Genomic DNA, 16,912 nt, shown 5'->3' with positions numbered 1-16,912 from the left:
CTGTGCGCGTTTAAGGTCTTGGGCAGGCTTGCCGAAAAACCGGCAAGCCTGCACATTCCGATCTGGTGACTAGTCCAAAGGGCGGCAATGTCTGAAAAAAACACGAAAAGCCAAAACTTGGCCGAGGAGCGGACCGACTGGGCCGAAGACCGCACCATTTTGGCAAATGAGCGCACATTTGCGGGATGGATGAGAACCGGAATGGCATGCGTGGCCATCGCCCTTGGCCTTAAGGCCGTATTTTCCGCCGTCGAACCCGAGTGGCTGGCGAAGGCTGCAGCCACCCTTTTTGTGTTGATCTCGCTGCTAATCTACTGTGGAGCGTGGATGAACGCCCGCCGCGTGTATTCCCGATTGGAAGCGCACAGCGCCCAACCGGCATCTCGCTTCCACTTGCAATTGGTTGTTGGAAGCCTGTCCCTCGGATCAATCGCATGTTGCCTTGTGTTGTGGCTTGTCTAAGCGGGCTTGCGCCGACATCGCCTTCCAGCCAGTCAAGACCGGACTCCTGAATCTCGTGTCGATCGCGGACTAGGCGTCGTACAGGGCTCTGAGCTGTCATTCCAACGACATGACGCATGTTGACTTGTGTGTCGAGGCCCGGAACGAGGCCATCATTGCACATAGCCCGCCCGCGCAAATCAATAAACACTCGCCGATGAAAGCTGGTCAGCGTTTTTGACGAAAGATGATGCAGACGCACCTCCTTTGAAGAAATGCTTAAAAAACCTGACATCAGCTAGGCTGGCTACGGGTTTGAACTAGGGTTAGAAATCAGCGGAATTTGTCCCCCATAAGTCCCCCATTCAAAGCAGATGTTCTTGCTGAGCAAGTAGCAACACAATCGCTACAGCGCATAACACATTATTTTAACTTAGAAAAAAGTGGTGAGCCGTGCAGGATTCGAACCTGCGACCCACTGATTAAAAGTCAGTTGCTCTACCAACTGAGCTAACGGCCCACTCTTTTGTTGGATCTGTTGATCCGTGGCGCTCTTTACGGCAATTCCCCGACCGGGTTCAAGCCCTTATTTTGCGCCTCGTTTCGCCGTGACAACTTGTGTTTCCGGCAACCCGATAGGCGGCCTAATTAGGCAGGTGGCGCTGGAGGGTCAACCCCTTTTTTGAGGAATCTTCGCGACAGGGTGGATTCATGTTCGGACCGACGTTATATGCCCGCCATGCAACAGAGACTCGACACCGGACTGCCCTTCATAAAGATGCACGGGCTGGGCAATGACTTTGTCATTGTTGACGCACGCGCGCAGGATGCCCCGATCACGCCGGCGCTGGCCCGGGGAATCGGGCATCGGCAATTTGGTGTGGGATTCGATCAGTTGGCCGTTATCGAAAAAGGTGAAGCCGACGCGCATCTGGTGTTCTACAATTCCGATGGATCAACCTCGGCCGCCTGCGGCAACGCCACCCGCTGTATTGCACGATTGCTTATGGATGAGACGGGTCGCTCTGCCCTGAAGCTCACCACGGAACGTGGAACCCTTCATGCGCGGGATGCCGGCGATGGGCTTACCTCAGTCAACATGGGGCACCCGCAGCTGGACTGGCGCGAAGTTCCTCTGGCAGAAGAGATGGACACGCTGGAATTGCCAATCGAAGGCACCCCGACGGCAACGGGAATGGGAAACCCGCATTGCACATTCTTCGTTGAAAACGCCGAAGCGATCCCGTTGGCAGAATTCGGCGCGCGTTACGAATACCACCCGCTTTATCCCGAACGCACTAATGTCCAGGTGGCCCAGGTCATTGGCCCGGATCACATCCGTATGCGCGTCTGGGAGCGCGGAGTAGGCATCACTTTGGCATCTGGGTCTTCATCCTGTGCAACAACAGTGGCTGCCGCGCGACGGGGGCTGACCGGGCGCAAGGTGCGGATTGATTTGGATGGTGGCACGCTTTGGGTCGACTGGCGCGACGATGGTGTCTGGATGACCGGCCCGACATGTCACGTTTTCTCTGGCACTCTGACGCCTGAATTTCTGAGGTCGCTGGGATGAACCCGCCCAAGTTCACCACGTTGGGCTGCCGCCTGAACGCCTATGAAACCGAGGCGATGAAAGAGCTGTCGCAACAGGCCGGTCTGACAGACGCTGTGGTGGTGAATACATGCGCAGTGACGGCTGAGGCCGTGCGCAAGGCCCGGCAGGAAATCCGCAAGCTACGGCGCGAGAATCCGAATGCCCGTCTGATCGTCACAGGCTGTGCCGCCCAGACCGAGCCCGAAACCTTTGCCCGGATGGACGAGGTCGATGCGGTCATCGGCAACACTGAAAAGATGCGCCCCGAGACCTGGCAAGGCATGGCTGCCGATTTCATCGGCCAGACCGAGGCGGTGCAGGTGGATGACATCATGTCGGTCACCGAAACGGCCGGCCATCTGATCGACGGGTTCGGCACCCGCTCGCGCGCCTATGTGCAGGTTCAGAACGGCTGTGACCACCGCTGTACCTTCTGCATCATTCCCTATGGCCGGGGCAACTCACGCAGCGTCCCGGCCGGTGTGGTGGTGGATCAGATCAAGCGGCTTGTCGACAAGGGGTATAACGAGGTCGTGCTGACCGGGGTCGATCTGACATCCTGGGGTGCCGACCTGCCCGCAAGCCCCAAGCTGGGCGATCTTGTGATGCGCATCCTCAAGCTGGTGCCGGATTTGCCACGCCTGCGCATCAGTTCGATCGATTCGATCGAGGTTGATGAGAATCTGATGCAGGCCATCGCAACCGAACCGCGCCTGATGCCGCACCTGCACCTGTCGCTTCAGCACGGCGACGATCTGATTCTAAAGCGCATGAAACGCCGCCATCTACGCGACGACGCCATCCGCTTTACCCAAGAGGCACGCAAGCTGCGCCCTGAGATCACTTTTGGCGCGGATATCATCGCAGGCTTCCCGACCGAGTCCGAAGCGCATTTCGAAAACTCGCTGAAGCTGATCACCGACTGCGACCTGACCTGGCTGCATGTCTTCCCCTATTCCAAGCGAGAAGGAACACCGGCAGCCCGCATACCGCAGCAGGTGAATGGAACGGTCATCAAGGATCGCGCCGCCCGCCTGCGCGCGGCAGGCGACGCTCAGGTCACAAAGCACTTGTCGCAGCAAATCGGCAAGACCCATCACATCCTGATGGAAAACGCCCATATGGGCCGGACCGAACAGTTCACCGAGGTTTCGTTCAAAGCACCTCAACCCGAAGGCCAGATCGTACGCGCTGCTATAACCGGGCAGACCGTGACCCAACTCACGGCCTGATTACCTTCATCAGGCAAGAAAGACCCCGGTTAAGAACTGGCTAATGGCCAAGAAGGGGGGCAAGGGCCCGTGACCCGTTCTGGTAACAAAAACCCCCGCAACCGGATGGCGCGGGGGTTTCAATTTATGCTTACTGAAAAGGGTCTCAGTCTTCTTTACGAAGTTTACCCTTATGCGGAGCCCACAGGCGCTTGTTGACCAGATAGAGAAGCACCGACAGAACGGTCAGGAAAATCACGCCAACAAAGCCAGCGTTCTTGCGCTCCATCATCTTCGGCTCGGCTGCCCACATCAGGAACGCCGAGACGTCCTCTGACATGTGTTCGACAGAGTTCGAGTGCCCGTCAGCAAACTCGACCTGTTCATCCGCCAGCGGCGGTGCCATCGAAATCCAGCCACCGGGGAAGGCCTTGTTTTCGTAAAGGACAGTTCCTGCCTCTTCCTTCTCTTCACCAGTATAGCCGTCCAGCAGTGAGGCGATGTACTCGGCTCCGCCCATGCCTTTGACCAGCTGATTGATACCCAAACCGTAAGGTCCGTGGAAGCCCGCGCGGGCCTTGGCCATCAGGCTCAGGTCCGGTGCGCCGACACCGTTGTTGGCCGGGAAGTGGTCAGTCGGAATCGCCGGGCGGAAATCGTCCAGCTCGGGATCGAACACTTCGAAGTTGTCAGCCGCATAGGCGATGACTTCTTCTTCCGAATAGCCCAGCGCTTCCAGATCGCGCAGAGGCACGTATTGCAGACCGTGGCAGGCTGCGCAGACCTCGGTATAGATCTGAAGGCCGCGCTGCAGCTGATGCTGGTCCCAGGTACCGAAGGGTCCTTCGAACGAGAAGTCAAAGTCTTCGATATGCTGCTCACCCCCACCTGCTGCAATGGATGCAACAGGGGTCAGGGCCAAGGCAAACGCGGCGCCGATTGCAAGTTTCTTGAACATGTTTCCGGTCCCTCTTCTTACTCGGCCGGCGTGGCTTTGGCGTCAGCCTTGCCATAATGCGCGTTGAAGTCTTCTTCGATGGTCTCGGGCTGTGCCAGAGGCTTCTCGATCACTCCGAGGATCGGCAGGATCACGAAGAAATAGGCGAACCAGTAGGCGGACGCGATCAGCGAAAAGGTCGCATAGGGCTCTTCCGCGGGCATCGCACCCAGCCACATCAGGGCAAAGAAGTCGATGACCAGCAGGTAGAACCACCATTTGAACATCGGACGGTACTTACCCGAACGCACGTTAGACGTGTCCAGCCAGGGCGCCAGCGCCATGGCCAGAATCGCGCCGAACATCGCAAGAACACCGAAGAACTTGGCATCGATGATACCGCCGGTGATGAAGCTTGCGAATTGAACGACCCAGACCTCACCGGTGAACGCACGCAGGATCGCGTAGAACGGCAGGAAGTACCATTCGGGAACGATGTGTGCAGGTGTCACCAGAGGGTTGGCTTCGATGTAGTTGTCCGGGTGGCCCAGATAGTTCGGCATAAAGCCCACGACGGCCCAGAACACGACCAGGATCACGGCCAGCGCGAAGAGATCCTTGATCACGAAATACGGCCAGAACGGCAGCGTGTCTTTCTCGGCCTCGGCTTTCGAACCGCGACGCACTTCAACACCTGTCGGGTTGTTGTTGCCGGTGGTGTGGAAGGCCCAGATATGCACCACAACCAATGCCGCAATGATAAACGGCAGCAGATAGTGCAACGAGAAGAATCGGTTCAGCGTGGCGTTGTCCACGGCGGGCCCGCCCAGCAACCAAGTCTGAAGCGCGTCACCAACAAACGGGATCGCACCAAACAGGCCGGTGATCACGGTCGCACCCCAGAAGGACATCTGACCCCAGGGCAGAACATAGCCCATGAAGGCGGTGCCCATCATCATCAGGTAGATCAGCATACCAATGATCCACGTGATTTCACGCGGGGCTTTGTACGAGCCATAATACAGGCCACGGAACATGTGGATGTAAACCGCCACAAAGAACAGCGATGCGCCATTCATGTGCAGATAGCGGATAAAGTAACCGCCATTCACGTTGCGCATGATGTGCTCGATGCTGGCAAAGGCCAGATCAACATGCGGGGTATAGTGCATCACCAAAACGATACCGGTGATGATTTGCAGCGCCAGGCAGAATGCCAGAACGATGCCCCAGATCCACCACCAGTTCAGGTTCTTGGGGGTCGGGATCATAAGGGTATCGTACAGCAGGCCAACAATCGGCAGACGGCTGTTCAGCCACTTCTCACCGTTTGTCTTCGGCTCGTAATGATCGTGGGGAATTCCGGACATAAGTTTGGGTCTCCCTTAGCCGAGTTTGATTGTGCTGTTGTCCACCCATTCTGCGGGCGGGACAGGCAGGTTCTCAGGCGCGGGGCCTTTACGGATACGACCGGCGAGGTCGTAGTGCGAACCGTGGCACGGGCAGAACCAGCCACCGAAGTCGCCGGCATCCCCCAAAGGCACACAGCCGAGGTGCGTACAAACGCCCATCTGAACGATCCAGGCACCCGGCGCTTCGCCTTCCGGTGACGGCATGACGCGGTTTGCGTCAGTCGCAGGCGCATCTGCGCTCAGGTTGAAATTGCGCGCAAGCGGATCTGGCAGCGCATCAACACCTTCGGCGTCCTGTTCCTGTGCTTCCTGAATCTCGGCACCGGTGCGGTGACGGACAAAAACGGGTTTTCCCAGCCATTTTACCGTCAGTTGCGTGCCCGGCTCGACGCCGCTCACATCCACACGGATCGAGGACAGCGCCTGAACGTCTGCCGACGGGTTCATTTGGTTGATCAGTGGCCATACGGCTGCACCCGTTGCAACGACACCTGCGCCGCCAGCGACGTAGTACAGGAAATCTCTGCGGGTGCCTTCGTGGTCTTCTGCGTGGGACACGAGGTTATCTCCGATTATCTGGCGCCCGAGGACGGGCAAATAGCTCGCGCACCGCACGAATGCGGTGTCTTAACCGCGCTTACTATCGGGGAGAATAGTGTTCGTCCAGCGTTCATAAACGCGCAATACGCCGCATGTGTCCCTTCGTGCACGTGACGAGGGGCTTTTTTTGGTGATTCTCGTCCGCAACTTTGCCTGCGGCTTCGAATCAAGTGGGGTTGATTCGAACCTCGAACTCCGTTTTGCAGGCGAAATCCAGCCCGATTCTGACCACCAGTCGGCCAGTCATTTGAGAGCGTATTCTTGACAATCAGCATCACGAAGCAACGATTGTCTGCTGAGTAAATCATATTCGCCAAATAGATGAATTAAATCGAAAATTGAGCGCAATTACACAGTTGCACTTTTTCCGTGAATACCGGACAGCGCAAAAACGCGCGAACTCCTGCAAGGAGAACCCTATGTCAAAAATCACCCTGGCCACTGCGATATTCACATTGGCCCTGTCCTCGCAAACACTTTCGGCAGGTGATCCAGCGAAAGGCGAGGCGATGTACAACCGCTGTTCATCGTGTCATGCGATCATCAAGGACGGCGAAGTACTGGTCAAAGGCGGAATCACCGGCCCGAATCTCTATGGCGTCGTCGGACGTGTCGCCGGGTCCGAAAAAGACTATCGCTATGGCAGCGAGCGCCTGCCGGTCGGCATGTTCACCGATGACATGATCCGCGCCGGCGAAGAGGGTCTGATCTGGACCGAAGAAAACATCGCCGCCTATTCCAAAGACCCCATCGGTTTCATCAAAGAGTATCTGGATGACGAAACCGCCCGCCCGAACATGAGCGTCAAGCTCAGGAAAGGCGCGGAAGATATCGCCGCCTATCTGGCAACGTTCAGTTCCGAGTAATCCTTTTTCCCGGTGCTGGTTACGCCTTGTGCATCAAGGCGGCCAGCTGACCGGTTTCACTGCCAAATCCGCCGGGCACTTTGTCGGCGGCAGCGATTCTTGCCTCCTCCGGCTTGTTCTGGCCCAGTTTCCAGGTGCCCTGGATATCCTCTACCTGCATCCGGCATGGTACGATCATCCGCATCATTCTGGCCAACGCGTCATCAGACATTTTCCCGGTGACCCATGGCGCCTTGGGCAGCAGTCGATCTTCAAAGAATGCGGTTTGTCGATCCAGCAAATCACGCAGCTCGTCCTGCGGGCGCAGTTCAAGCCGTCCGGTCAGGTGCACGGCGACATAGTTCCACGTCGGAACCTGATCGGCGACACCGTACCAGTCGGGCGAGACATAGCCATCAGGCCCCTGCACCGCGATCCTGACCTCTTTCGGCCCGTGCAGCATACGGACAATGGGGTTTGATCGCACCAGATGAAGATCGACCACCGCACCGTCCTCAGACAGCAGAAAGGGCACGTGACTGATCAATGGCGCGCCGTCGCCGGAAATCGCCAGAACGCCAAAAGCCCGGTCACGGGCGAATTCAATATGACGCGCTCGATCCTCGGCGCGGAAGGCTGGATTTGGGTGCATGGGCGACCTCCTGCCAAATCTCTTGCAGATGGGGTTGGTTCTTGGCAAAGTCTGCCTCGTTCTCAGGGCGGGGTGGAATTCCCCACCGGCGGTATGCGGGCCATGACCCGCAAGCCCGCGAGCGGCTCTGCCGTGTCCACGATCCGAACGGCAGAGGCCGGTATTCGGACAGAGTGTGGAACCACGAAAGAGTGTCAGCAGATCTGGTGAGAGGCCAGAGCCGACGGTCAAAGTCCGGATGGAAGAGAACGTGCAAGCCGTGCCGGTGAACCGGCGCGCCTGCTCGTGATCGCCTTGGGTGACGTGTCATGCCGGGCTGGCAGCGAAGGTTTTCGCGACCGCCAGCGGGCCACCGAACTGAAAGGAGATCACGATGACACACACCCGCTATGCTTTTGTCAAAGCCAACTGGCATTCCGACATCGTCGACCGCGCGCTGGACGGATTTCTTGAACTGATCCCGGCCGATCAGGTCGATGTTTTCGACGTACCCGGCGCGTTCGAGATGCCGCTGCTGGCCCGCGATCTGGCCCAAACCGGCCGCTACGCCGCTGTCGCCTGCGCCGCATTTGTCGTGGATGGCGGCATTTACCGTCACGACTTCGTGGCCCAGGCCGTCGTGGACGGTTTGATGCGCGCGGGCATGGATACCGGCGTACCGGTCCTGTCCGTTTCCCTGACGCCGCACCAGTATCAGGAAACCGATCACCACAACGCCATCTACCGCGCGCATTTTGTTGAGAAAGGCCGCGAAGCCGCACAAGCTGCGCTGAAAATCACAGCGACCCGAACGGCGCTGATGCTGGCCGCCTGATCTTCATCTTTTCAAAAATATTCATTCGCGCCACCGCAAGGTGGCGCTCACCAATTCGCAAATCCCCTTGAGGCTCAAGGCGCTCCCCGCTAATCACGACGCTCAAAGGAGCACGCCCCATGTCGATGAACAGTTTTGGCCATCTATTCCGTGTCACCACCTGGGGTGAAAGCCATGGACCCGCTTTGGGTGCCACTGTTGACGGCTGCCCGCCGGGTGTCACGATCGACGAGGGCATGATTCAGCACTGGCTGGACAAGCGCAAACCGGGGCAGAACAAGTTCACCACCCAGCGGCGCGAACCCGATCAGGTGAAAATCCTGTCCGGTGTGTTCGAAGGGCAAACCACCGGAACGCCTGTGCAGCTGATGATCGAAAACACCGATCAGCGCTCGAAAGACTATGGCGATATCATGGACAAGTTCCGCCCGGGCCATGCCGATATCACATATTGGCAGAAATACGGGATCCGGGATTATCGCGGCGGCGGGCGGAGTTCTGCACGTGAAACAGCCGCGCGTGTGGCTGCGGGTGGATTGGCGCGTGAGGCGATCAAACAGATCGCACCCAACGTGCAGATCACCGGGTACATGACCCAGATCGGGCCGCACAAGATCGAGCGCGACAATTTCGACTGGTCCCAGATCGAACAGAACCCGTTCTGGACACCGGATGCGCAAGCCGCCGAGACGTGGGCCACCTATCTGGACGATCTGCGCAAGTCCGGCAACTCGGTTGGCGCAATTGTCGAAGTTGTGGCGCGCGGCGTGCCCGCAGGGCTTGGCGCGCCGGTTTACGCCAAGTTAGACACTGATCTAGCTGCTGCGATGATGTCGATCAACGCGGTCAAAGGCGTCGAAATCGGCGAAGGCATGGCCGCGGCTGAACTGACGGGCGAGGCCAATGCCGACGAAATATTCATGGGGCAGAACGGACCTCAATACAGCTCGAACCATGCGGGCGGGATTCTGGGCGGCATTTCTACCGGGCAGGACATCGTCGTGCGCTTTGCGGTCAAGCCGACCTCGTCGATTCTGACCACACGCAAAACCATCACCAAATCAGGCGAAGAGACCGAGATCATCACCAAGGGCCGTCACGACCCTTGTGTTGGTATTCGCGCGGTCCCGGTAGGAGAGGCGATGATGGCCTGCGTGATCCTCGACCACCTGCTGTTGCATCGCGGCCAGATCGGAGAGAACCGTGGACGGATCGGCTGATCTGCGCACCCGCCTGCGGGCTGTGGTCGCACATCGCATGGAAACGGAACCGGCCCATGATTTGGCCCATCTGGATCGTGTTTGGACCAACGCCCGGGCCATCGCTGATGATCAAACCGATATGTCCGTGCTGCTGGCCGCAAGTTATCTGCACGATCTTGTGAATCTGCCCAAGGACGATCCCGACCGGCATCTTGCCTCGCGCAGATCCGCAGCTGAATCAGAGCCTATTCTAAAAGAAATCGGGTTTGAGGCCGATCAGGTCCGCGCGATCCAGCACGCGATCGAAGCCCATAGTTTTTCGGCCGATATCCCGCCTGAGACGATCGAGGCACGCATTCTGCGTGATGCGGACCGCCTTGACGCCCTGGGCGCCATCGGTATCGCCCGCAACTTTTCCGTTTCCGGAGCCTTGGGGCGTACTCTTTACCATCCTGCGGACCCTTTTGCCCAAGCCCGGCCACTGGATGACCTTCATTTCTCGCTCGACCACTGGAAGGTGAAACTGCTGCGCCTGCCAGGTGACATGTTGACCGAGACCGGAAGGCGGATTGCAGAACAACGCACCGCGCGCATGATCCGCTTTCTTGAAGAATTCGCCGACGAGATCGGCTGTTCCTTGCCGCAATCCTGGGCGAATTGCTGAATCCACCCGTTGATCTTTGCCCGTCAAAGACGCAGGTTCGCGCCGATGACAAAACCCTTAACTTCGCATCGACCTCTGCTTGCCGTAACGCTGAAGCTGTGCGCCTTGTTCCTGTTCACGTCGATGTCCGCGCTGGTCAAAGCACTTTCAGATGAATTCCCGCCGGGCCAATTGGTGTTTTTTCGGTCCCTGTTCGCAATCCCCGTGATCATTCTTTGGCTCATCGCGCGGGGGGAGTTGTCGAAAGGCTTTGTGGTCAAGAAACCCATGGGCCATTTCTGGCGCGGTGTTCTGGGAACAAGCGCCATGGGTCTTACCTTTACCGGCCTCAGCCTGTTGCCCCTGCCGGAAGTCACTGCCATCGGGTACGCGACACCGATCTTCACCCTGATTCTGGCCGCCGTCATGCTGGGCGAACGGATTCGGCTTATTCGTATCGGCGCTGTGGCTTTGGGTCTGCTGGGCGTCCTGATCATGATCTGGCCACGTCTTGGCACCACCGAGATGGAGGTCGCCGCCACCATCGGCGCGTTATGCGTGTTGGGCGCAACCCTCGCCCGTGCCTTCGTTCAGATCCATATCCGGCAATTGGTCAAGGTCGATCACCCTGCGGCCATCGTGTTCTATTTCTCGATGACCGCGACGCTTCTGTCCGCTCTGACGGCATTCTGGGGATGGACGATGCCCACATGGAATCAGGCTCTGATCATGGTCATGATGGGCCTGATCGGCGGCGTCGCGCAGATTTTGGTCACATCTTCCTATCGGTTTGGCCAGGCCTCGATGCTGGCGCCTTATGACTATGCAACGATGCTTTTTGCGATCGTGATCGGCTATGTCTGGTTCGATGAACTGCCAACGCTTGCAATCCTGATCGGTGCCGCGCTGGTGATTGCAGGCAATGTTGTCGTCATCTGGCGCGAACACCAGTTGGGGCTGGAGCGCGGCAAGGCCCGGTCGGTTACGGACCCCAAAGCGTGACTTTACCTTTTGCAATCTTCCCCTAGGTTGGGCCGAACAGTCAAAGAGGTTCCCAAATGAGCGACGCGCAGGATCACAAGGAAAAGATGCAGAAGGTGCAGGCCCAGCACCGCAAGAAAGTGTCCGAGGCCGTGGATCCAGGCCGCGGTCTGGTCCTGATCAATACCGGCAAGGGCAAAGGCAAGTCCTCGGCCGCGTTCGGCGTGGTCATTCGCGCCCTGGGCTGGGGCCAGAAGGTTGCTGTGGTGCAGTTCATCAAGGGCAAGTGGAAAACCGGCGAGCGCCGTTTCTTCGAAGAGCGTGATCTGGTGACATGGCATACGATGGGCGAAGGTTTTACTTGGGACACACAGGACCGGGAGCGCGATATTGCAGCTGCCAATGCCGCCTTCGACAAGGCCTGCGCCCTGATGTCCAGCGGCGAATACGATCTGGTTGTTCTGGACGAGATCAACATCGCCCTGCGTTACGAATACCTGTCGGTCGAACAGGTCATCGAAGGTTTGAACGCGCGCTCGGAAAAGACCAGCGTATTCCTGACTGGCCGCGACGCGCCGAACGCGCTGCGTGAGTATGCTGATCTGGTCACGGAAATGACCGAGGAGAAACACCCGTTCCAAGCGGGCATCAAAGCACAGCGCGGCGTGGATTTCTGAAGCAACGTTGCTGCAAGGCTGGCGGTGCATAGCCGCCAGTTCCGGTCATCGCCCTACCGCGTTGACCGATTCTGTCATGTCGCAGGTTCCGGGAAACGCTGGCGTGTTCGGTTGGCGAAAGCCACAAGCGACAGCATCACCGGCACTTCGACCAGGACCCCCACAACCGTCGCCAGTGCCGCGCCGGAATGAAGACCGAACAAGCTGATTGCGACGGCAACGGCCAATTCGAAGAAATTCGATGTCCCGATCATGGCACAGGGCGCTGCGATCCGGTGGGGAACCTTCAGCGCATAAGCGGCACCATAGGCAATGGCAAAAATACCATAGCTTTGGATCAGAATGGGAACGGCGATCAGAACGATGACCGTAGGTTTCGCCAGAATGGTCTCACCTTGCAGGCCGAACAGGATGACCACGGTTGCAATCAATCCCATGACAGACCACGGTTTTACCCGCGAAGAAAAGGCTTCTATCGCTTGTTTAGAGCCTAATCTGCGGCGGGTGATCAACCCGGCGACAAGCGGCAGCACCACATAAAGGACCGTGGCCAAAACCAAAGTCTGCCACGGCACTTCGATGTCGGTGACACCCAGCAAAAAGGCCACGATCGGCGCAAATGCCACGACCATGATCAGATCATTGACCGAGACCTGAACCAGCGTGTATGTCGCGTCGCCTCTGGTTAGCTGCGACCATACAAACACCATGGCGGTGCAAGGGGCGGCCCCCAGCAGGATCAGACCGGCAGTGTATTGCGCCGCATCTTCGGGCGCGATCCAGGGTGCGAAGACATAGTCGAAAAACAGGACGGCCAGCAGTGCCATGGTGAAAGGCTTTATCAGCCAGTTCACCACTAGCGTCACAATCAGACCACGTGGCTGGCGGGCGACTCCGGCGACTGCGCCGAAATCGACGTTTACCATCATCGGGTAAACCATTGCCCAGATCAGCACTGCCACCACCAGGTTGACGCTGGCAATTTCGGCGCTTGCCACCAGCTGCACCAGCCCCGGCGCGGCCAGTCCGATCAGGACGCCACCGATCATCGCAAGCGCAACCCAGATCGTGAGATACCGTTCAAAAATGCTCATGACAGCGCCTCAGCCGTTTGACCCGTAAGTTTGCCAGAGGTCAGCGCGGCAAGCCCGACCATCACGGCCGCTGTGCCCAGCACCATGGGCAGCCCCCCGACCTGATAGGTCAGGCCAGACAAGACGGTGCCGGCCAACCGCCCCGTCGCGTTTGCCATGTAATAAAAGCCGACATCCATCGTCACACGCTCGGACCGGGTGAAGGCAAGAATCAGATAGGAATGCAGCGATGAGTTGACCGCGAAGATCGCACCAAAGACCAAAAGCCCTGCGACCAGCGTCAGGGTCAGCCAGGTCTCGGGCCCATTTGACAGCAAAACAGCCAGTGTCAGAGCCGCAGGAACACAGAACAGGATCGCCGCCCAGCTGCGTGCGGCACGGATCAGATCACCTTCGGTTCGATCTGACGCACGAAGAATCCTTGGCGCGTTGGCTTGCACGGCGCCATAGAGGATGATCCACACCGCCATGAATGTTCCGATCATGAAGAACGCGGCCCGATTGCCCTCTTCGGTGCCATCTGAAAGAACAGCATAGAAATAGATCGGGATGCCGACCACGAACCAGACGTCCCGCGCGCCGAACAGGAAGACACGCGCCGCGGACAACCAGTTCACATTTGCTGATTTTGAAAAAACCTCAGAGAACTTTGCGCCCTTGCGCCCCTTCGGCAGGCCCGCTGGCATGAACAACATCACCGCGACCAGGATCACCGCCAGAGCGGCGGCCATGGCAAGCACTGCCGGAAGGAAGCCCAGTGTTGCAAGCATGGCGGCACCCAACAGGAATCCCAGCCCTTTGACCGCGTTTTTCGAACCCGTCAGAACCGCAACCCATCGAAACAACGCGCCTCCTTCGGAGGGAGCCAGCAATTTGACCGCCGATTTCGAAGACATTTTGGCCAGATCCTTGGCCACTCCGCTGGCCCCTTGCACGATCATGACAAAAGTGACCGAAGCCGCGACGGTCCAGTTCGGATCAAGCTGCGTCATGGCGAGCAACGCGACAATCTGCACCCCTAGCCCTGCATAGAGGGTCGAGGTCAACCCGAACCGTGCGGCGATCCAACCGGCGGACAGGTTGGTGACAATCCCGGCGATTTCATAAAGCACAAACAGATAGGCAAGTTGCACCGGCGAGAAGCCCAAGGTGTGAAAGTGCAACAGCACCAACATCCTGAGCGCCCCGTCGGTCAGCATGAAGGCCCAATAGGCAGCCGTGACCGCGATATAGGCCGACAGTCCTTCGGGGCGTTGCGTCACAATGATGCCCCGACCATCAGCGCGACATCCACCAGCCGATGCGCATAGCCCATCTCGTTGTCGTACCACGCATAAATTTTCGCCTGTGTCCCGTTCACAACCATGGTCGAGGGCGCATCGACGATCGAAGAGCGTTCGTCATCGGTATAATCGGCGGACACCAGCGGGCGGCTCTCATAGCCCAGAATGCCCTTCAGTTCGCCCTCGGCAGCGGCTTTGAAGAAGGCGTTGACCTCTTCAACGGTGGTTTCACGCTCAACCTCGAACACGCAATCGGTCAGCGAGGCGTTCAGCAACGGCACCCGAACCGCATGGCCGTTCAGACGACCTTTGAGTTCCGGATAGATCAGAGTGATGGCCGTGGCCGACCCGGTCGTGGTCGGGATCAAAGAGTTCAGGGCCGAGCGTGCGCGCCTGAGATCCTTGGCAGGCCGATCCACGATTGTCTGCGTATTGGTTACGTCGTGAATCGTCGTCATCGATCCATGGCGGATGCCCAGGTTTTCGTGAATGACCTTCACGACAGGCGCAAGACAGTTTGTCGTGCACGAGGCCGCCGTCACGATCTTATGCGCCGCGGGGTCGTAGGTTCCGTCATTCACACCCATGACGATATTGGCCGTCGACCCGTCCTTGACCGGAGCAGAGACAACAACCTTCTTCACCCCAGCGTCAAAATACGGTGCCAGCTTCGCTTCGGTCTTGAACACGCCGGTGCAGTCGATCACCACATCAACACCATCCAGCGGCAACGCGCTCAGGTCTTTTGTGCCAACGAACGGCAGGCGGGTACCGTTGACCGTGATGCTGTCTGCATCATGGTCGAATTCCGCGTCCCAGCGCCCATGGACTGTGTCGAACTCCAGCAGATGCGCATGCATCTCGGGATCACCGACGGCATCGTTGATCCAGGCTATCTTTGCGCCTTTTTCAAGCAAGGGCTTCAGGGCCAGTTTTCCCATACGGCCAAGGCCGTTCAGTGCGTAGGTGGTCATTTCGTTTCCTCGGTAGGCGTGCGCCCGATTTCATCAACGGCGGATTGCAATGCGATCCGGTCAAGGCTTTCGACCGGCAATGACCAAAAGGCCTGAATCCGACGCTTCAGTGCGCCGTAGGCGGTTTGAAAGGCCAGGCTTTTCTCGGCGTCGGTACCTTCGGCCTTGACCGGATCTTCCACGCCCCAATGGCCACTTATCGGTTGACCCTCCCAAGCCGGGCATTCCTCGTTGGCGGCCTGATTGCAGACAGTAAAGACAAAATCCATGACGGGCGCGTCCGGCGCCGAAAACTCGGACAGATTCTTCGGCCGCAGGACCGAGATATCGTGCCCCTTGTCGCGCAGAACCTGCACAGCAAAGGGATTGAGTTCTGAACTGGGCCGCGTCCCGGCTGAATAAACGTTGAACCGGTCGCCGCCGATCTGTCGCAGCAAGGATTCGGCAAAAATCGAACGGGCTGAGTTGCCGGAACAAATGAACAGCACATTGAACTTTCGGTTCGTCGCGGTGTCTTTGGGAAAGGGCATGCAGATATCCGGGCGGCCACGGCAGCAATCCAAGATCAGGAAATCGAGCATTTGCTGCACAGTTTTCATTTCAATCGAATAGAGCAGAGACGTCCCGGATCGTTCCTGTTTCACCAGCCCCGACCGCTGCAAAGCATTCAGGTAGTTCGACATGGTACTGGGTTTGATATCCAGCTCCGCCGCCAGCTCGCCCGCGGGAACCCTGTCAGGAAACCGTCGCATCAACATGCGAAACACGGTGATGCGCTGCGGGTGGCCAAGGATGGTCAATTGATCGGTTATATGTTCTATCATATTTCATGAATTATTGAAATATAGACGGTGAGTCAATTTCATTCCACGTCGTCACAAAAAATTCACGGATCAGAGCGCCAATTTGAAAGATTGGCCGCAGGCTTTCGGTTCACAACTCAAGGCCCGGCCGTGCTGGGCAACGCCAAAACGGTGGCAACCGGGCTTGCAGGCGCCAGGCTGACAGTTTAAACGAAGCTTCGCATTAGGTCATAATGTGTTCGGTATGACCTACGGTGCCGCTGTAGCTCAGCTGGTAGAGCACGTCATTCGTAATGATGGGGTCGGGGGTTCGAGTCCCTTCAGCGGCACCACATATCAGATGTAAGTATTTGATTTAAATGATATTTTCAGCTTTCCCTCCCTTTCTATCCACCCCGATATCCACCCTTTGTAACACCGTGTCCGCGTTTTCCGATGGATATTTAGGGACTCCGAAGGTTGGTAACTGTTGGTGAAAATAAATGTTGAATTGCGGAAGCACGCGAAAGCCTGAGCGGCGGGTCTAGCGAAAGAAGCACGGTGAAGAATTCACCGCCCCCGAAGTGCTCTGAGTTCACGTTGCCTTAAGGTTAACTGCCAGCCTACCCAAGTATCGCAGCAGCGACTTGTTCGACATTTCCTCCCAATGCTCCAACTGCGCAACAAGGCGATAATACGTGCGCCAGTGCATCCCCTTCGGCTTCGTTCCTTCCATCAGATCCGGATCGTTCAACCAACCCAGGCGTTCG

General features: G+C 57.8%; 17 protein-coding genes, 2 tRNA genes and 1 riboswitch. Of the genes, 10 read left to right on the top strand and 9 right to left on the bottom strand.

The annotated features are described in order from the left end of the window. The first annotated feature begins 117 nt into the window (after positions 1 to 117). Complete coding sequence (locus tag ACR0C6_RS15005; protein ID WP_480620010.1) at positions 118 to 462, top strand: YidH family protein; 345 nt, start codon at positions 118 to 120, stop codon at positions 460 to 462. Between the two features lie 423 nt (positions 463 to 885). Here ACR0C6_RS15005 and ACR0C6_RS15000 read toward each other — a convergent pair. Further along, positions 886 to 961: transfer RNA gene (locus ACR0C6_RS15000), tRNA-Lys, on the bottom strand. Between the two features lie 210 nt (positions 962 to 1,171). Here ACR0C6_RS15000 and dapF point away from each other — a divergent pair. Together dapF and mtaB are read left to right on the top strand one after the other, a co-directional pair. After that, complete coding sequence (gene dapF / locus ACR0C6_RS14995; RefSeq protein WP_480446570.1) at positions 1,172 to 2,014, top strand: diaminopimelate epimerase; 843 nt, start codon at positions 1,172 to 1,174, stop codon at positions 2,012 to 2,014. Further along, positions 2,011 to 3,267, top strand: a complete 1,257-nt coding sequence (gene mtaB, locus ACR0C6_RS14990) for a tRNA (N(6)-L-threonylcarbamoyladenosine(37)-C(2))-methylthiotransferase MtaB (RefSeq protein ID WP_480620008.1) — start codon at positions 2,011 to 2,013, stop codon at positions 3,265 to 3,267. The genes dapF and mtaB overlap by 4 nt, the downstream gene beginning before the upstream one ends. A 145-nt stretch (positions 3,268 to 3,412) precedes the next feature. Here the strand turns inward: mtaB and ACR0C6_RS14985 are convergent, their stop codons facing one another. The 3 genes from ACR0C6_RS14985 to petA are packed head-to-tail and all read right to left on the bottom strand — an operon-like array spanning position 3,413 to position 6,153. Then, positions 3,413 to 4,204, bottom strand: coding sequence for a cytochrome c1 (locus tag ACR0C6_RS14985; RefSeq protein WP_152459511.1), 792 nt, complete (start codon positions 4,202 to 4,204; stop codon positions 3,413 to 3,415). Positions 4,205 to 4,221: 17 nt separating this feature from the next. After that, the gene (gene petB, locus ACR0C6_RS14980; RefSeq protein WP_480446568.1) at positions 4,222 to 5,553 is read right to left on the bottom strand and encodes a cytochrome b; all 1,332 of its coding nucleotides are present in this window, start codon (positions 5,551 to 5,553) and stop codon (positions 4,222 to 4,224) included. 15 nt (positions 5,554 to 5,568) lie between these two features. Beyond that, positions 5,569 to 6,153, bottom strand: coding sequence for a ubiquinol-cytochrome c reductase iron-sulfur subunit (petA, locus tag ACR0C6_RS14975; protein ID WP_152459513.1), 585 nt, complete (start codon positions 6,151 to 6,153; stop codon positions 5,569 to 5,571). Between the two features lie 461 nt (positions 6,154 to 6,614). Between petA and ACR0C6_RS14970 the strand changes: the two genes are divergently transcribed. Then, positions 6,615 to 7,061 carry a c-type cytochrome gene (locus ACR0C6_RS14970; RefSeq protein ID WP_480446567.1) on the top strand — a complete coding sequence of 149 codons (447 nt, stop codon included), beginning with the start codon at positions 6,615 to 6,617 and terminating at the stop codon, positions 7,059 to 7,061. Positions 7,062 to 7,080: 19 nt separating this feature from the next. Here the strand turns inward: ACR0C6_RS14970 and ACR0C6_RS14965 are convergent, their stop codons facing one another. After that, on the bottom strand, positions 7,081 to 7,692 hold the full coding sequence (locus ACR0C6_RS14965; protein ID WP_224858081.1) for an FMN-binding negative transcriptional regulator: 612 nt from the start codon (positions 7,690 to 7,692) through the stop codon (positions 7,081 to 7,083). Between the two features lie 54 nt (positions 7,693 to 7,746). Continuing rightward, positions 7,747 to 7,946, top strand: a riboswitch (FMN riboswitch). 119 nt (positions 7,947 to 8,065) lie between these two features. Between ACR0C6_RS14965 and ACR0C6_RS14960 the strand changes: the two genes are divergently transcribed. From ACR0C6_RS14960 to cobO, 5 genes are all read left to right on the top strand, one after another. Continuing rightward, positions 8,066 to 8,506, top strand: coding sequence for a 6,7-dimethyl-8-ribityllumazine synthase (locus tag ACR0C6_RS14960; protein ID WP_480620005.1), 441 nt, complete (start codon positions 8,066 to 8,068; stop codon positions 8,504 to 8,506). A 119-nt stretch (positions 8,507 to 8,625) separates the two neighbouring features. After that, entirely contained in the window at positions 8,626 to 9,726 is a 1,101-nt protein-coding gene (gene aroC / locus ACR0C6_RS14955; protein ID WP_480620003.1) for a chorismate synthase, read from the top strand. Next, complete coding sequence (locus tag ACR0C6_RS14950; RefSeq protein WP_480620002.1) at positions 9,710 to 10,372, top strand: HD domain-containing protein; 663 nt, start codon at positions 9,710 to 9,712, stop codon at positions 10,370 to 10,372. Before aroC ends, ACR0C6_RS14950 begins: the two co-directional genes overlap by 17 nt. 45 nt (positions 10,373 to 10,417) lie before the next feature. After that, a complete protein-coding gene (locus tag ACR0C6_RS14945) occupies positions 10,418 to 11,353 on the top strand; it encodes a DMT family transporter (RefSeq protein WP_171724766.1) in 936 nt (311 codons plus the stop codon). A gap of 56 nt (positions 11,354 to 11,409) precedes the next feature. Beyond that, positions 11,410 to 12,009, top strand: coding sequence for a cob(I)yrinic acid a,c-diamide adenosyltransferase (gene cobO / locus ACR0C6_RS14940; protein ID WP_171233952.1), 600 nt, complete (start codon positions 11,410 to 11,412; stop codon positions 12,007 to 12,009). Positions 12,010 to 12,083: 74 nt separating this feature from the next. On the opposite strand, the gene arsB is transcribed toward cobO, so the two are convergent. The 4 genes from arsB to ACR0C6_RS14920 are packed head-to-tail and all read right to left on the bottom strand — an operon-like array spanning position 12,084 to position 16,184. Beyond that, positions 12,084 to 13,103: an ACR3 family arsenite efflux transporter gene (arsB, locus tag ACR0C6_RS14935; RefSeq protein WP_480620000.1), complete on the bottom strand. Its 1,020-nt coding sequence runs from the start codon at positions 13,101 to 13,103 to the stop codon at positions 12,084 to 12,086. Further along, complete coding sequence (gene arsJ, locus ACR0C6_RS14930) at positions 13,100 to 14,365, bottom strand: organoarsenical effux MFS transporter ArsJ (protein ID WP_171116943.1); 1,266 nt, start codon at positions 14,363 to 14,365, stop codon at positions 13,100 to 13,102. The genes arsB and arsJ overlap by 4 nt, the downstream gene beginning before the upstream one ends. Continuing rightward, a complete protein-coding gene (locus ACR0C6_RS14925) occupies positions 14,362 to 15,360 on the bottom strand; it encodes an ArsJ-associated glyceraldehyde-3-phosphate dehydrogenase (protein ID WP_480619998.1) in 999 nt (332 codons plus the stop codon). Before ACR0C6_RS14925 ends, arsJ begins: the two co-directional genes overlap by 4 nt. Then, positions 15,357 to 16,184, bottom strand: coding sequence for an arsenate reductase/protein-tyrosine-phosphatase family protein (locus ACR0C6_RS14920; protein WP_480446560.1), 828 nt, complete (start codon positions 16,182 to 16,184; stop codon positions 15,357 to 15,359). Before ACR0C6_RS14920 ends, ACR0C6_RS14925 begins: the two co-directional genes overlap by 4 nt. A 235-nt stretch (positions 16,185 to 16,419) precedes the next feature. Between ACR0C6_RS14920 and ACR0C6_RS14915 the strand changes: the two genes are divergently transcribed. Beyond that, positions 16,420 to 16,495: transfer RNA gene (locus ACR0C6_RS14915), tRNA-Thr, on the top strand. Positions 16,496 to 16,912: the final 417 nt, after the last annotated feature.

Source organism: Ruegeria sp. AL12 (assembly GCF_056540885.1).
Note: the sequence above shows the minus strand (reverse complement) of the source record. Positions and strands in the feature narration are given on the sequence as shown.

What these genes read in the sequence shown, in the direction of transcription:
- dapF (WP_480446570.1), top strand. Translation starts at nt 1,172, where the DNA reads ATGCCCGCCATGCAACAGAGACTCGACACCGGACTGCCCTTCATAAAG.
- mtaB (WP_480620008.1), top strand. Translation starts at nt 2,011, where the DNA reads ATGAACCCGCCCAAGTTCACCACGTTGGGCTGCCGCCTGAACGCCTAT.
- ACR0C6_RS14985 (WP_152459511.1), bottom strand. Translation starts at nt 4,204, where the DNA reads ATGTTCAAGAAACTTGCAATCGGCGCCGCGTTTGCCTTGGCCCTGACC.
- petB (WP_480446568.1), bottom strand. Translation starts at nt 5,553, where the DNA reads ATGTCCGGAATTCCCCACGATCATTACGAGCCGAAGACAAACGGTGAG.
- ACR0C6_RS14970 (WP_480446567.1), top strand. Translation starts at nt 6,615, where the DNA reads ATGTCAAAAATCACCCTGGCCACTGCGATATTCACATTGGCCCTGTCC.
- ACR0C6_RS14965 (WP_224858081.1), bottom strand. Translation starts at nt 7,692, where the DNA reads ATGCACCCAAATCCAGCCTTCCGCGCCGAGGATCGAGCGCGTCATATT.
- ACR0C6_RS14960 (WP_480620005.1), top strand. Translation starts at nt 8,066, where the DNA reads ATGACACACACCCGCTATGCTTTTGTCAAAGCCAACTGGCATTCCGAC.
- aroC (WP_480620003.1), top strand. Translation starts at nt 8,626, where the DNA reads ATGTCGATGAACAGTTTTGGCCATCTATTCCGTGTCACCACCTGGGGT.
- ACR0C6_RS14945 (WP_171724766.1), top strand. Translation starts at nt 10,418, where the DNA reads ATGACAAAACCCTTAACTTCGCATCGACCTCTGCTTGCCGTAACGCTG.
- cobO (WP_171233952.1), top strand. Translation starts at nt 11,410, where the DNA reads ATGAGCGACGCGCAGGATCACAAGGAAAAGATGCAGAAGGTGCAGGCC.
- arsB (WP_480620000.1), bottom strand. Translation starts at nt 13,103, where the DNA reads ATGAGCATTTTTGAACGGTATCTCACGATCTGGGTTGCGCTTGCGATG.
- ACR0C6_RS14925 (WP_480619998.1), bottom strand. Translation starts at nt 15,360, where the DNA reads ATGACCACCTACGCACTGAACGGCCTTGGCCGTATGGGAAAACTGGCC.
- ACR0C6_RS14920 (WP_480446560.1), bottom strand. Translation starts at nt 16,184, where the DNA reads ATGATAGAACATATAACCGATCAATTGACCATCCTTGGCCACCCGCAG.